This window comes from Mesorhizobium sp. 2RAF21 (assembly GCF_052115345.1).
Taxonomy (GTDB): Bacteria; Pseudomonadota; Alphaproteobacteria; order Rhizobiales; family Rhizobiaceae; genus Mesorhizobium; species Mesorhizobium terrae.
In genome coordinates this window covers 386,277-401,326 of the sequence record NZ_JBFRGM010000002.1, presented here as the reverse complement: position 1 = coordinate 401,326, position 15,050 = coordinate 386,277, and the positions used below count along the sequence as shown (strand labels likewise).

Genomic DNA, 15,050 nt, shown 5'->3' with positions numbered 1-15,050 from the left:
TCATGGCCCGCTCCGACGCCGGCAAACTGTCGCTGATCCTGCTGTTCACGCCCTTTGCCTTATGGCTGGTCTTGCTGATCCTGCTGCCGCAGATCGGCATCGGCTATCTGTCGCTGCGCGAGAAACTGGGGCCTGGCGAGTACACGTTCGGTTTTGCCAACTACGTCGATTTCATCCGCGAACCCATCTACTGGAACACGCTGCTGCGCACGGCGTGGATGTCGATCCTGGTGACGATCCTTGCGCTCTTCGTTGGCTTTCCGGTCGCCTACTACATCGCCAAGATCGCCCGCCAGCGTTCGCGCGCCGCGCTGTTCCTGATGTGTCTCATCCCGCTCTGGGTCAGCGATCTCGTCCGCGCCTTCGGCTGGATCGTGCTGCTGCGCGAAACCGGCTTGATCTCGGGTTTTCTGCAGTGGATCGGGCTGATCAATGGCCCTGTCGAACTCTTGTACAGTGACCTGACAGTGGTGATCGGCCTCGTCTACACCGTCGTGCTGTTCATGATCGTGCCGCTTGTCTCGACGCTCGACGGCATGGACGATGCGATGATCGAGGCGGGCTACAATCTGGGTGGCAGTCGTTTCACGGTGTTCCGGCGCATCGTCGTTCCCTATGCAATGCCCGGCATCGTTGCCGGCTGCATCATCGTCTTCATGCTCACCGCTGGCAGCTACCTGACGCCGATCCTGCTCGGCGGCAAGAACAGCATGTGGTTCACCGAGCAGATCTATGAACAGTTCGTCACCCGCTACAATTGGGAGTCGGGCGCCACCTTCGGCGTGCTGCTGCTGGCCTTCACCTCGCTCGTGGTTTGGCTCGGTCTGCGTCTCACCGGCCAGAGTCTGGCCTCCACCGTGGCGAAGGACTAGCCATGAACGTCGCCGCTCCGCAGTCGACCTTCCTTCGCATGGTTTACGGCTGCTATATGCTTGCCTTCTTCCTCTACCTTGCCGCACCGCTCGTGGCAGCGGGGGTATTCGCCTTCAACGATTCGCTGTTTCCGGCGCTGCCCTGGAAGGGCTTCACGCTCGATTGGTTTTTCGGCACCACCGAACCCAAGCTTGGCATGTTCAACGATCGGCGCTTGATGGAGGGCCTGTGGAACTCCCTCTATATCGGCATCATCGTCTCGATACTTTCCGTGGCGGCCGGCACCTGCAATGCGTTCCTGTTCGAGCGCAAGCATTTCCCCGGTAAGAGCCTGCTCTACGTGCTGATGATCGTGCCGCTGGTCATTCCCGGCGTCATCCTTGGCATTTCGATCCTGGTCTTTGCCAGCGCGATCGCGAACGGCGTGGAAGACTCGACAGGCTGGGACATGGATTTCCTGCGGCCCGGCACTCTCCTTGTCGTGCTTGGGCAGTTCTCCTTCCTGGTGACCATTACCTCGTTGGTGATCGCGGCGCGCTTGCGCAAGTTCGACGTGGCGCTGGAGGAAGCCGCCTTGAATCTTGGCGCGTCGCGTGTGCGCGTGCTGGCGACGGTGACGCTGCCCTATCTGCTGCCGGCACTATTCTCCGCCTTCGTGGTGGCGTTCCTGGTGTCGTTCGAGAACTTCAACACGACACTCATGCTTGTGGGATCCGACTCGCCACTGACGATCACCATGTATGATCGCATGGTGAAGGCCGGTTCGACGCCGGTGCTGAATGCCGTGTCGCTTTTCCTGATGATTGTCTCGGGCCTGCTGGCTTTGCTCAGTGTTGTCGCCCAGCGGGGTAAGGAACCGGCCAGTTCCTGAACAGGACCGGAGCAGGCCTTCTTTCTCGGCGCCGCGGACCTTGCTTCGAAGCGTGCCTGATGAGCGGTCCGCCGCCAGCACTTCACGATGGCTCGTGCTTCGAACAAGGCCGGATGGAATGACGGGGTAGGTCGTTTCCGGCCACGGGCAGTTCTAGGCCGGATTCATGGCTGTGGATCGCTCCTGTACTGCCGGCATCGCCGGCTCGACCTGTTCGACGGCGGGTAACCGTGGCAACTGAAATAGCTGCTGTTTCCACATTCATTCAGCTCGGCAACATAAAGCGGAGGTTGAGCAACTGTCGGGCGAGACCGTGCGACGGCGCCTGGCCGAGAACGATCTCAAGCTGTGGCGCAAGGACATGTGGTGCATCCGGGCGTCGGGTTTGCAATTGATCCGTGCGAGTACGCGTGAGTGAATATCGGTATCGGATTCGACCGTGGCCACGTCAGAAATATGCAAGAATTTTCGGACTGCGGATATTTGCTGTTTGTTCGCCTAAAGTCGCCTAAACAGGATCGAGATGGTGGTGCTTGTCACCAAACTCGATGGACAAGTACCGGATAACGAGGTCTAGGCGAGACTGCCGAATTGCAGAGACATGATGCGTAGGGTCGCCATCGAAAAGCCCGATGCGAATCTGCGCGCGATGTTTGTCGTAAGCGCGCAGCAAGTTCGCGAGGAAACCCGAGGTGAGCGAAGAGAAGATTCCGATCTGGACGGACCGTCTTCAGAGCGACGGATCGCGGCCACATCCTTCGCACGATGGCCGATTTGCCGAAACACCTCCCGCACATGCCGCATGAACTCCTTCCCAGCTTGGGTAAGGAAAGCGCCTCCATAGTGCCCGAAATAGCGCAAATGTCGCATTTCTGTTTTATGCGCGGTTTTCCCAGCGATGTTCGCTTACCCTCGTAATTCCTGGGCTGTCTCGTCTCTTGTCCAGGCGCTTTGAGCCAAGACAGAAAGTATGATCGCGGCGATCGCGCCTATGAGTATGAAACTCAGGGACATCCACGGGAGGTTCAGATAATCGGGCGGTGGATCGAAGACCCCGCTCAGCAGTCTCACGAGCATCCAGGCATCGATGAGGCCGATGAGCGTGCCCGCCAGAAGGCCGATACCGGCGACGATCAGCGCTTCGCTCCAGATAAAGGAGCGAACCTCTCGGCGGGACGCGCCGAGGGAAAGCAAGATCGCGTTCGACCTCGCCCGTTCGGACTGTCCGAGCCAGAGAATGAGCCCGGTCGCCATCGCCACGAACAGCACAGCGAAGCCACGCTCCACCGATCCGATAGCAGCCAAATCCACAGCAGTCAGACTCGACCCAATGAGATGAGCAGCCTGAGAGACGTCCGTGACCTTGAGCTGCGAGGACGGCCCCAGCGCGTCCCGAACGCGCTGAGCCAGGGCGGCCATGGAGCCGCCGGCTCTGATCAAGACGGTTTCCGCTTGGCCTGCACCCGTTTGTGCTGCGACGTAGCTGGCGTTGGCGACCAGAAAGCTGTCACGCGGCGCAGTCGGAAATTCCTTGACGACGCCCACGAGATGAAACGCGACCGTTTTTTCCGAGCCGTCCGCCGCACGCATACGCAGATTGAGCAAATCCCCGATAGCGAGTTGAAAATCGTTGACCGTCTCCTGTGACACGAGGATGCCGTCGGGCTGGCGCGCTAGCCGCGCCAGCGCCTCGCGCGCGCCGATATTGGTGAAGTATCCGTCGACGATATCGGTCGCGTTTGTGATTCTGACGGGATCGATGCCGAACAGATCCTGGAGATCCTTTCCAACGTAGGCAAAACGATGCTGCATCGGCTCCGCCGCAAGGACGCCCTCAACGACCGCTATGCGGTTCAACGCCGTCCCCGCGGGCATCGTTGCCGATCCGGTCACAGCCACATCGGCGCCCGTCGTCAACCTCGCGTCTACAAGTTGCTGCATATGATAGGTCGAATTGAAGACCGTCGTCGCCACGGCAAATGAAGCGGCTACCGCAACCAGCGCCATACCGGAGGCAAGCCGGCTCCGCTGCCTGATGAGGGCTGAACCAACCAACGTCGCCAGGCGACCGGACAGCGGAGACAGCATTGGCGGCAGCAAAGAGCCTGAAGATCGCAACAGTAGGCGACCGAGCCGTATCGTCAGAAGGCCCGCGCCGAGCCAGAAAAGAAGCGGCGCAAGAAAGGCGGTATAGTCAACGGCCGTAGAGGCGACGCCTTCCGGCGCCAAGACGAGCTGATACCCCGTGGAGGCCGAGCGCCAATGGGTCAGCGCCGCTAGCACCAGGAAGACAATGTCGACTTTGCCACGCTCCCACCCGGCCACTCTTTCACGAGAGAGCCACATCCGTCGCGCCGAAACGGTCGACTGTCGAAAATCAGCCCTCACAGGAACGATGACGGCAAGACAGGATACGATGACGCCCCCAAGTGCAGTCGCGGCGAGCCAAACCATCGCATCATATGACGTGACATCGGCATGCAATGCGGATCGCGCCAGCACGGTGGATGCTGCGACGCCGAAGGACACCGCCAACAGCGACAAGGTCAGTGCCTCTGCCATCACCAGCGACATGATCTGCGTTGCGCTCGCGCCCCGCAATGACAACAGTGCAAATTCCTGACGGCGACGGGCTGCGTCGGAGCGCACCACCGAGATCGCCAGAAGGATCCCCAATATCGCTCCCGGCAACCCAAGGAACAGGAGCAGAATGCGCGCGAACAACGCATCCTGCCGCACGGCATCCAAACGCGCGGAAATGTTGTCGCCGACAATGGCTTCGCCGGCCGCGCGCACTTCAAAATTCTTCGCCATGCCGGTCGTCGTCGAAAACGCGACTTCGGGCGCGGAGGGCAGCGGGTTGTGGTCAAGGCCGACGTGAAGCTGAAACCGGGCGCCGCCGGCCGGCCGATGGGTTGCCTCGCCGAAATGCGTCCGCCAGTCGGCTTCGGAGAGGATGAGGACATTGTCTGGAGGAGCGACCGGAGACGCTCCCCGCTGCGGGCCGATGATCTGAAACAACGCATCGGCGTTCGGAAGATCGACGATGCCGGCTACGGTAACGTCGAACGGAGCGGCACCGACCGGCGTGACAGTGACGACACTACCCACAGTCGCATGCAAATTGGCCGCTGTCTGCTGAGCGAGTAGCGCGCCGCTGGTCCCGCCCAGCAAGAGGCGAATCTGCCCGGGGAACAGCGACTGATAGTCTGGCGACAAACCGACAATCTGGCCTGATCCCGTGGTTTGTGTCGTGTCGCCGGTGTTGAGGCTCAACGCCGTGGCGTCGGCATAGCCAACCGTGGCCACCGCGCGGACTGGCGCGCTATCGCGTAGCTTCTTCGTCAATTCCATAGGGGTGGCTCCCGGCGCGAGGGCGACCTGCCAGTCGACGGGAACGGCGGAGATTGCGCGCCGGGTCATCGTCCCTGCACTGGACAGGCCAAACACGCCGATCAGGCCAATGAGCGCGGTGGCGCACATGATTCCAGCCCCGACAGCCATCAAATGGCGCCAGCGCGTGGCGACAATGCCCTTCAGCCAAAGCGCCATCATATCGCACCTCGGTCGTTGGCGCGCGCCACGAGGCGGCCGCGATCAATCGCCCACTGTTCGTCCATCTTCTCGGCGACGATCCAATCATGCGTCGCTACAACGAGTGCCGCTCCGGTTGAGGCGACCGCAGTCAGCAAAGCGACAACCACGTCATGCGCGGTCGCCTGATCAAGCTGGCCGGTCGGTTCGTCGGCCAACAGCAATTTGGGGCGTGTGACAAGCGCACGGGCGATGGCGACTCGTTGCATCTGCCCGCCCGAAAGCTGGTCTGGCAGCTTTTCGGCGAGTTCGGCGATCGACAGACACCGCAAGGCCTGCATCGGATCGAAACAATCAGACGCATCGCCACCGATCAACTCGATCGGGAGGCGAACATTCTCGATTACGTTCAACGTCGGCAGGAGCGACGGAGATTGAAAGACCATGCCGATCTGATGTGGCTGCAAAGGGCGCGTTTCGTCGAATCCGGACCATTCGATCGATCCGGAACGGTCCGGGTCGATTAGACCTGCCATGAGGCTCAGCAATGTTGACTTGCCGCTGCCAGATCGCCCCACCAGCGCTATGCGTTGCCCCCCTCGAATGTTGAAATCGATGGAGGTGACCGCCGCAACGCTTCGTCTCCCCGACGTGAACTTGCGCGAGAGGTCGTGCGCTGAAAGTATGATCCGGCCGTCGCGTTGTTTCTCGCTCGTCGGCTCGGTCTGACGAGACCCCTTCGTACTCACGGATGGCTCCTTCGCGACAATTCGCCCATCCACAATTCCGACGATCCGGCTCGCGCGGGCTGCGATCGTTCGGCTGTGTGTGGCGATCAAGGCGGCGGCGCCATCGCGACGGCGCTGTTCGAGCGCATCGAGAATCATGCGTTCCGTTTCCTCATCGACTTCCGCCGTCGGCTCGTCCGCCAGCAACAGAATCGGATCGTTGGCGAGAGCGACGGCAAGCCCGGCGCGCGCGGCCTCGCCGCCCGACAGCGTTTGTGGCGGCGCATCGCGGTGATTTGACAAACCTACAAGAGCCAGAAGTTCGTCGATCCGCTCTTCAACATGACTGGCGCCTCCGAGTTTCAGTTGCAGGCGGATATTCTCGGAGACGCTCAGATGACTGAACAGGTTGCGCGACTGAGCCAGATAGCCGATTGAGTGCGCCCGCAGCGCGGCCCGTTCGTCTTCGGGGCGGCGCGTCATCCGCACGCCGTCGATCGTGACCAGACCGCCGTCGGGATCGTCGAGACCGGCGATGCAGGCCATCAGAGTCGACTTACCGCTTCCGGATGCGCCAACCAGAGCAACTGTCTCGCCGCGGCCGACGAGAAGGCTAGCGCCGCGCAGAGCCCGAACTTCAGCTCCATCCACATGAAAGAAGCGGTAGAGATCATCCGCTACGAGCAGCGTCATGTCACTTCCACCGGAACGATTTGCTCATCAAAACCCACTGATCGACATTGTCGGCGCCCGCCGGCGCCGAAAAGGTAAGTTCGGCGAGCTTGCCGTTGCGCTGCATGTAGAAGCGCTCGCTCTCAAGGCGAATCTGCTTGTTCGTCACCGGGTTCGGGTTCGAATTCGATGTGAAGACCACTTTGACCGCTGGGCCCGCAGGCAGCTTCACCTGCTCGATCTTGAGAACCTTGACCGCCCGGCCGTTTCTTTCCAGATCGGCAACCTGCTGCGCACGTAGAGTGTCAACCGTGATCGCCGAGGCCGATTGTTGGATGCTGAGTTCGATGCGGCCGTATTTGTCCGCGAAGGTCGCACCGTCTTTCGTGTCGGTGCGGGCCCAGCCCTCCGGCACCTTCATGGCGACGCCCTGCGCTGCCTCGAAAGTAATGAATTGTTGATTGTCCGGGATGTCGCCAGGTGGATTGATTTCCGGCGCCACAGCTTTTTCCTGCGCCGCGGCCGGAAGGGCCATTCCCAGAACCGGTGCGATGATCAGCGCCAACCCAATCGCGTGCAGGCTCCGCCTGGTCAGTGGTAGAGATGTCATGGTTATCTCCCGTTCGTCGCGGAACGATTTGTGCGATGCAGAAGCGCTAACCCGCGAAAATGAGTACGGAATGAGGTCGCCTCTCGGCTCTTGCGTTTGCCTGAGGACGTCAAAAAGGAAAGCTGTAGACCCTTTCGGTCAGGTCCGTAGCAAGGTCGCGCAGACGGATTGGGGATCGGTTGCTTGACTGCGTAGGCCATCGCTAGCCAAACCGAGACCGCTTGCGCTAAGGATGGAAAAGTCCTGCGCCGCGCGATCTCGGTCCACGAACTGCCTTCGAGGCGTTCAGGTTTATTTCGTCTTGATGCCTGCCTTGCTCAGACCATCGGTGATTGCGGTGTTGCAGGTTTTATCGTCGTCCTTCTTGAGTGCGGCCAGGGCTTTGACCTTCGCTTCTTCCAGAGCGGTCTTGGCGGGCGCTGTCAGGTTCGGCGTCGCAAACGCCTTTTCGAGTTGAATGAGGTCGGCTTCGCAGTCAGCCCGCGCCGCAGTGGTAGCGGCAATTCCGATCGCGGCGGTCAGCAGCAAAGCCTTGAACATCGGATAAGTCATGGAGTTTCTCCTGTTTCTGGGCCAATGGAGTGTGATGCTCGTATGAGCTTCAGGGCTGGAGTGGCGCCGGTCTCCCAGCCCCGATTGGCGTGATTAGACCCGGGGGCGAGGCGTTCTCGATCCGGTTGACTTTGTTGGCTGGCGGGAAGAGAACGAGCGCGATGATGCCGCCGAACGACGAGAGGGCGTCGCCCTCGTTGTTGCTTTTTGGCCCTGAACTCAACGGCGTTTTCAGAGCCGCGGCTGGTCTACGGCCCCAGTCACTCACAACACGCCAGAATGTCCGATCCATTGCTTCGGTTCGACTGGTCAGCCACGGAAAATGCCCATAGCGGAACGAAAGGTGCCCGTTGGCCTCGTCGGCGGATTTTCCGCCCTTTAGAAACGCATAGAGCGCGGATGCAAGGCCCGATCGATCAGCTCCCCCCTCGCAGTGGATCAGTATCGGTTGTTCGGACGAGGCGAGCGCTTCGATGAGCGAGGTCAGTAGAGCCTCGTTCGGTTCGACGTTGGCAGACATTGGCAGACTGATGTGTCGAGCGCCCGCCTTCCGCGTCACTTGGATTTCTTCGTCGTACCAGGAGTGGCCTGGCTTCTCGCCGCGAAGATTGAGGACGGTCCGGATACGCTTTTCCCTTAGAAGGGAAGCAAGTTGCGACGGCGATAATTGGCCGGATCTGTAAACCTTGCCGGCTTCGACCTCGTGAATGTTACCAGTGACGCGGAGATAGCCGGCCCAACTGCCCGCTCCTGCAGCGATCATCCCGATAGTGGCAAGAAAGACCGTGAGCATTTTCCGCCAAAGAGGCCATGTAAGGAGCGGCCTCATGCTCTCGCCGCTCCCATGGTGCCGCAGCCACTCGCCATGGACTTCTCCTCTTTGTCGATCCAACGAATGCCATCTCGGACGAGAGATAGGATCGGAGCGGCTCCGGTCTCCAGGCCCTGATTAAGGGGTCAGGCCTCGCTCGGGGCGCTCTCGATGCGGTCAACTTTGCTAACCGTCAGGAAGGCAACGAGCGCGAAGATGCCGCCGAGAAAGAGAAGACTCGTGTTGATCGTTCCCCAGCCCAAGCCACCCGCGATGACCGGTTTGGCAAGGAAATCGCCGATCGAAGCGCCAACCGGGCGGGTCAGGATATAGGCGATCCAGAACGCCAGAATCGGGCTGATGTTGGCAAACAGATAGGTGGCGTAAGTGACCGCGATCATCGCAGCGAACACGATCGCCGACAGGCCATAGCCAAGGTCGAACTTCTCGGCCATGAGATCCCCTGCGGAGGTGCCGAGCGCGAAGGTGAAGAGGATCGCAGCCCAGTAATAAAGTTCCCGCCGGCGGGTGATGATCGTGTGAATGGAAAGCGTTCGCTCGCTGCGATACCAAAGCGCGAATGCTGCAATGAGAGCAGCAGCAAATGCAACCGTGGTCGTCACCAGACTGACCCCCATGCCATCGACGAGGTTGTCCGAAATCAAAGTGCCAACAACGCTGATGAGCACAACGGTGAGCCAATACGGTACTGGAATATAACGCTTCGCTCGCAACTGGGCGATCAGCGCGATGATGAATGCCCCGCTCATGATCCAGGACGTCATCGTGAGACCCCAGTCAAGTCGAACAGCCAGAAGGTCGGCCGCTGTTTCGCCGACGGTCGTTGCAAGGATCTTGATGATCCAGAAATAGATCGTGACCTCGGGGACCTTATTGAGGAGTGTCGCTTCCTTAGTGTCGTGGTTGTTGGGCATGTCTTTCCTCTGGTGTCGGCTCCGGTATTCTCCGCACCGGAGTGCTTGCGCTGGCGGTCGAACGGATCAAGCAAGCGGTAACGCGCGACAATTAGGAAGGAATGAGCTTTCCCTTTCTGGCTATGTTACCATCGCGTAGGCCGATGGCGCTTACCGCCGTGTCCCGCCAAAAAAGCGCAGTCAGTCTCCTGGCGGTTCGATCGAGACCAGGTCGTCGACATGGGTCGGCTATTCTGCTGGCTCCACCGGCAGCGTGCCTTCACCGTCGGCGGCGCGCCAATCGCCAGGGATGCAGCCGTGATCGAGGCTGGCCTCGACTTCGCGCTGACGTCCGCCGCCACGCTCGGCGTCACCTATGGTGGTCGGTTCGAATCCGGTGTCTCCGACCGTTCCGTCAAGGCAAACTTCAACGTCAAGTCTGAGGGAGGCTGCCGCGCGATTTCCGAAAGCAGATCCGTCGCGGACCCGCGACGGATTGAAGCTCGACGCGGCGAGGTTCCCCTATGGCGACCCAGAAAGCTTCTCTTTGCACCTCCTCGATTGCCGCTCTCGGCATTGGACAAGAATCCTGCCGTGGTGGCGGCGACGGATACCTTTCCGAGATCCTCATCGTGATCGCCGGTGTCTCCGGTGTCGGTGCTTTCTTGCAGATAATGCCTTCGATCCGGACTGTCATGCAGGCGGCAGGTATCGCCTTCGTCCTATGGTGCGCGGTCAAGGCACTGAGGTCCGCCGGTAGTGCGAGCCGGCCGAAATGAGCACGAAATGGTGGCGAAACCCGCGGACAGGCCGTCGTATCGATGCTGGTCGCAACCCGGCTGAACCCACTGGTCTATATCAAGATCATGCTGCTCGTCGGGGTGTTTTCCTCAAGCTACGACAACAGCCTGCGTCTCTGGTCCGCACTCGGCTTCCTCGGTGCCTCAGGCGTGCGTTTCTGCGGGCTTCCGGCCTTCGGACGCGTCCTGCACCAACACGATGTGCTGGCCAGTTGGTCGGAGCGTAGCTCGTCGAGCGCATCCACCCACCATCTAGTGCTGCTCAAAACCCCATCAAAACTTGACACTGAAGTTAGCGTGAATGCTCTGGTCGGAGGCGCGAGAAGCGAACTGACCACTGTAGAAGACGCCAAGAGCCGCGGCCGGGCCGATGGCAAGATCGAGCCCGGCCTCAACCACGGCTGCATCCCTGGCGATTGGCGCGCCGGCGATGGTGAAGGCATTGCCACCGGCGAATTCGAATGCCGCAAGTGGCGTGGTGTCGCCAAAGGCGTGACGCCAGCCGAGCGTGCCTTTCGCCGTTGCGATCATGCCGCCAAGCTCAAAATCGGTCGAGGCCCGCAGACCCAGTGTCGAGAAGGTGGTGTCGGTCGTCGTGCCAGCGCTCGACAGCGTCGCTGCGCCGCCCTTCTCCCGGAAGCCATCGGTATGGAGGTTGACATAGGCAAGGTTGGCGAAGGGCTCGAAGCCAAACCGGCCGGCCTTGATCCCGTAGCCGAGTTCACCGAAGACCTGCGTTGTTCCGGCTTTGTAGTCGCTCCTCACGCTGTCTGCAAAACCAGGGAAAGCGACATTACGATTGATCGAGATGTCGTGCCACGTATGGGCCAGACCGGTCCGGAAGGCGAGAGCCCCCCACTGCGTGCCGCCATAGAGGCCGAGATGATAATCGTCGCTGACGCCAGACGAGCGGCGATCGTTGACGTCGAAATCGGTGCGGCTGTAGCCGCCGAGAAGACCGAGCCGCCAGTTGTCAAAGACGAGAGCATCACCACCGATCAGGAAGCCCCCGGTGGAGCGTGATACCCGGGCGGCGTTGCCGTCGCTGTCAGTCTGCCCCCAGGAGCCGAAGCCTTGGCCCCAGACCGCAAGGCGATCAGCGGTTGCGAGCGCCGGGACGGATTTGTCGTCGGCATAGGCCATCACCGGCGTCGATACTGCGCCTACTGCGTCGAAGGCGGTGCGTATCCGGTCGATAGCGGCATTGCGCACGAAGCGGCTATCCTCGATCAGCGCCGTCTTGGCCGAAGCATGGATCTCACCCGACACCGCATCGAAGGCAGCGCGCGCGGGCGACGCGTCAAGCTGCAGCACCGCGTTATAGATTGGATGGCCCCAGCCGAGCGTCTCGACCCCGCCGCCTGCCGCGCGCTGGTTGCGCGTGCCTCCGATTGCAGCGAAGTCAATGCTGTTGCGCGTCAGCGTCAGATAGACGTTGTTAGGATCATAGGTGAGCGACGGATTGAGGAAGGCGAAGTTCGAGGTCACGCTGCTGAACGAACCGGACCGGCCGCCATTGGCGGTCAGGATGGTATATGTCGTAGCCGGCGCATAGTTGCCGGCTCCCGCGAGCACCTGGACGGTGCCGCCATTGATCGTCGCCGTTCCCGTGGCGACCACCTTGTCGGCCTGGCTCGCTGCGTTGGCTTCGACCTGATAGATCGAGCCCCTCGCGAACGCGATGTTGCCGCTGATGTTGAGCGTACCGATCGAATTTCCTGGCGCGATCGTGCCGCCGCCGTTCACCATTGTTTCGCCGACCGTACCGGCGCCGCCAAGCGTCGCTCCAGCGTTTACGATCGTCATGCTCGAATTCGCGATCGAGCCGTTCACGATCAAACTGCCGGCGTTGATGACGGTGTCGCCGATATAGGTGTTGGTGGCCGTCAGTATGGCGGTGCCGGAACCATTCTGCTGCACGGAGCCGTTTCCGGAGATGGTGCCACCAAAGGTGACGGCATCCGAGCGGTTAAATGCCAGCGTGCCGTTGTTCGCGACATTGCCAGCGATCGAGCCGCTGGTGCCACCACTGCCGAGTTGCAGCGTGCCGGCGTTGATGACGGTGCCGCCGGCATAGGTGTTGGTGGCAGTCAGCGTGGTGGTGCCGGAACCATTCTCCTGCACGGAGCCGCTTCCGGAGATGGCGCCACCAAAGGTGACGGCATCCGAGCGGTTGAATGCCAGCGTGCCGTTGTTCGCGACATTGCCAGCGATCGAGCCGCTGGTGCCACCACTGCCGAGTTGCAGCGTGCCGGCGTTGATGGCGGTGCCGCCGGCATAGGTGTTGGTGGCGGTCAGCGTGGTGGTGCCGGAACCATTCTGCTGCACGGAGCCGTTTCCGGAGATGGCGCCACCAAAGGTGACGGCATCCGAGCGGTTGAATGCCAGCGTGCCGTTGTTCGCGACATTGCCAGCGATCGAGCCGCTGGTGCCACTGCCGAGTTGCAGCGTGCCGGCGTTGATGACGGTGCCGCCGGTATAGGCGTTGGCGCCCTGCAGGATCAGCGTGCCGAGATCGTCCTTGACCAAACGGCTGCTGCCCGTAAGCACGGAGCCGATATTGGCCACGTCGCTTGCGCTCGCTGGCGATCCGTCGCCCACCCGGATCACGGTCGCACCACCCGTGCCCGCCAACGTGATCGGGTCGCCCCTCACGCTCCAGCCCGTACCGATGAACTGCATGCCCGTCGCGGATACAGCACCAGCGCCGGCATCGACTTGCACCGGGCCGTTCGTGCCCCCACGCGCTCCCTGAAACACAGCGAACTGCCCGCCCCAGCGATCCGAGTAAGAGCCGTTGGCGTCGGTCCAGTTAGTCAGGGGCCCTGCCGTCCATGTGCCTGGGCCACCGACGATCGCGCCGGTCGGCGCGGTGGTTGTACCGTTCCAAAACTGAACCGCACCTGGGTTGACCACCAGATTGACCTGGTTGGCGACGGCCGTCTGCACCATGCCCCTCGTACCGCCAGGAATGAAGCCGACCGCAAGGCCGTAGTCGGTCAGCGTGCCGCCATAGTCGAACAGGCGATAGACGCCGGAGCTATAGCCGCCCGCATTGGTAACGTTGAGTGTGCCGGCGAGCGTCAAGTTGCCGGTGATGTTAAACAACCCTGTCGTCCCCGGCGCGCCCAGCGCCGCAGCCACGATTGAGCCACGGTCCAGCGCAAGCGAACTCATGGTCAGCGTCTGCCCATTGCGCCCCGACAGCGTTCCACCGTCAGCGACCGTCACCGCACCGACGATGGTACCCGCGCCCGTAAGCGTCCCGCCCGAGGCGACCGCAACCGACGGACTGGTCAGCTGGCCGTTGACGCGCAAGATGCCGGCTTGCACGGTCGTCGCAGTCGCGAAGGTACCGTTTCCTGTCAATGTCCAGTCGGAGCCTTGCATGGACAGGTTCTCGAAGCTGAGGAACTTGGCGACCGATTCAGTGCTGGTGCCTTGCAAGGTGAGACTGTCCGTACCGGTGCCGCCCTGGACATTGCCCCCGAGGATCGAGCCCGTGTCCAAGGTCAAGTTGTGCGTGGCGCTGCCCTTGAACCGGATCGCGAGGCCGCCGGTGGCACTCGCGATCGTGCCGCTGTTGGTGATCGTTCCCGCGCCGGTGAAGCTTATGCCAGCATCCGTCGTGGCGCCATTGCTCGTCAGGGACCTGATGGTGCCTGAGTTGACGACGGTTCCGCCGCCATCGACCTCGATCGCCGAACCGCCGCCCTGAGCTTTCGAAGCTTCAATCAGGCCGGCATTGGTGATCGAGGTGGCGCTCGAGCCGTTGGCCCAGACGCCATTATAGGCACCGAGGATCTGTCCGCCGGCATTGTTGGTGAGCACGCCGTTCTGAATCGCGACGCCGGTGGCAAAGCCGCTGTCGTTGCTTTTGATCAGGCCGCTGTTGATCACCGTACGGCTGGTCCCGAGGATGATCGAGACGGCGTTGGAACCGCCGTGGCTTTGGACAACACCTCCGGCAAGATTGGTGAAGATACCACCGCCGCCCAAGCTCACGGCCGCGCCAAGGCTCTCGGCCGTGATCGTCCCAGCATTGGTTACCGTGCCGGCAGGGCCGCCGATCTTGAACACGACACCGCCGTTTGTACCGTGGATCGTCGCGCCAGCCCGGTTGTCCACGGTGCCCGGCGCTCCCTCGACCCAGATGCCATTGCCGAGGTTGCCGCCGTCGATGGCGCCCATGTTGATGACGCTACCACCAGCCTTGAATTTGACTCCATCTCCGGAATTGCCGGGTCCGATCGTGCCTTGATTGGTCAAGGTCCAGGCGTGAGTGGTGGCGCAAAGCGAAGCAAATGAACTGCAGGTTAAGGTGGCCGTGGTGTTGGTGACGGCAACGCCCGGCGAAACTCCAACCGTCGTACCAACGTATCCATCGAGATTGATACCGTTGTTGGTGTTTGTCGTTATGTTGACATCGTCGGCGTGGCTGGCGCTCGGGAATGCTATCAATGAGATGATCGCAACAGCAGTCCCAAAAGCTGTCAGTGCGGTAGTCTGAGGTCGCGCCTCCGTTTTGAGGGCCTGTGACCGACCATGCGATAAAATAGGCGCGCACGTCTCATTCCAGTCAGACAGCGTACTCCCGCGAGTGATCGAACCAGTTTTGATATCGCTCTTGACGGTCGACACTACCGATAGATTACAAGAGAGACTGGTTCTGGTTCGTGCTGCAT

Annotated in this window: 12 protein-coding genes; 4 read left to right on the top strand and 8 right to left on the bottom strand. The window is 61.3% G+C overall.

The genetic code is table 11. The features are described from left to right. Nucleotides 1-2 precede the first annotated feature (2 nt). Complete coding sequence (locus AB4136_RS04660) at nt 3-872, top strand: ABC transporter permease (RefSeq protein WP_065997594.1); 870 nt, start codon at nt 3-5, stop codon at nt 870-872. Between the two features lie 2 nt (nt 873-874). After that, nucleotides 875-1,744, top strand: coding sequence for an ABC transporter permease (locus AB4136_RS04655; protein ID WP_065997593.1), 870 nt, complete (start codon nt 875-877; stop codon nt 1,742-1,744). A gap of 508 nt (nt 1,745-2,252) precedes the next feature. Here the strand turns inward: AB4136_RS04655 and AB4136_RS04650 are convergent. The 7 genes from AB4136_RS04650 to AB4136_RS04620 form a co-directional block, all read right to left on the bottom strand. Next, on the bottom strand, nt 2,253-2,459 hold the full coding sequence (locus tag AB4136_RS04650; RefSeq protein WP_083237701.1) for a LysR substrate-binding domain-containing protein: 207 nt from the start codon (nt 2,457-2,459) through the stop codon (nt 2,253-2,255). Nucleotides 2,460-2,650: 191 nt separating this feature from the next. Beyond that, complete coding sequence (locus AB4136_RS04645) at nt 2,651-5,299, bottom strand: ABC transporter permease (RefSeq protein WP_065997591.1); 2,649 nt, start codon at nt 5,297-5,299, stop codon at nt 2,651-2,653. Further along, nucleotides 5,296-6,699 (bottom strand): ABC transporter ATP-binding protein, encoded by a 1,404-nt coding sequence (locus tag AB4136_RS04640; protein ID WP_137901759.1) that lies wholly within the window; start codon nt 6,697-6,699, stop codon nt 5,296-5,298. Before AB4136_RS04640 ends, AB4136_RS04645 begins: the two co-directional genes overlap by 4 nt. Nucleotide 6,700: 1 nt before the next feature. After that, nucleotides 6,701-7,243 (bottom strand): hypothetical protein, encoded by a 543-nt coding sequence (locus AB4136_RS04635; protein WP_245317483.1) that lies wholly within the window; start codon nt 7,241-7,243, stop codon nt 6,701-6,703. Between the two features lie 336 nt (nt 7,244-7,579). Next, the gene (locus AB4136_RS04630; RefSeq protein WP_065997589.1) at nt 7,580-7,840 is read right to left on the bottom strand and encodes a hypothetical protein; all 261 of its coding nucleotides are present in this window, start codon (nt 7,838-7,840) and stop codon (nt 7,580-7,582) included. A 49-nt stretch (nt 7,841-7,889) separates the two neighbouring features. Beyond that, a complete protein-coding gene (locus AB4136_RS04625; protein WP_065997587.1) occupies nt 7,890-8,633 on the bottom strand; it encodes a tyrosine-protein phosphatase in 744 nt (247 codons plus the stop codon). Nucleotides 8,634-8,797: 164 nt separating this feature from the next. After that, on the bottom strand, nt 8,798-9,586 hold the full coding sequence (locus tag AB4136_RS04620; RefSeq protein WP_065997586.1) for a COG4705 family protein: 789 nt from the start codon (nt 9,584-9,586) through the stop codon (nt 8,798-8,800). A 297-nt stretch (nt 9,587-9,883) separates the two neighbouring features. Between AB4136_RS04620 and AB4136_RS04615 the strand changes: the two genes are divergently transcribed. Both AB4136_RS04615 and AB4136_RS04610 read left to right on the top strand, forming a co-directional pair. Next, nucleotides 9,884-10,201, top strand: coding sequence for a hypothetical protein (locus AB4136_RS04615; RefSeq protein WP_171021029.1), 318 nt, complete (start codon nt 9,884-9,886; stop codon nt 10,199-10,201). Continuing rightward, complete coding sequence (locus AB4136_RS04610; protein ID WP_065997585.1) at nt 10,090-10,344, top strand: LysE family transporter; 255 nt, start codon at nt 10,090-10,092, stop codon at nt 10,342-10,344. Before AB4136_RS04615 ends, AB4136_RS04610 begins: the two co-directional genes overlap by 112 nt. 294 nt (nt 10,345-10,638) lie before the next feature. On the opposite strand, the gene AB4136_RS04605 is transcribed toward AB4136_RS04610, so the two are convergent. Then, the gene (locus AB4136_RS04605) at nt 10,639-14,826 is read right to left on the bottom strand and encodes an autotransporter domain-containing protein (RefSeq protein WP_179654217.1); all 4,188 of its coding nucleotides are present in this window, start codon (nt 14,824-14,826) and stop codon (nt 10,639-10,641) included. Nucleotides 14,827-15,050 lie beyond the last annotated feature (224 nt).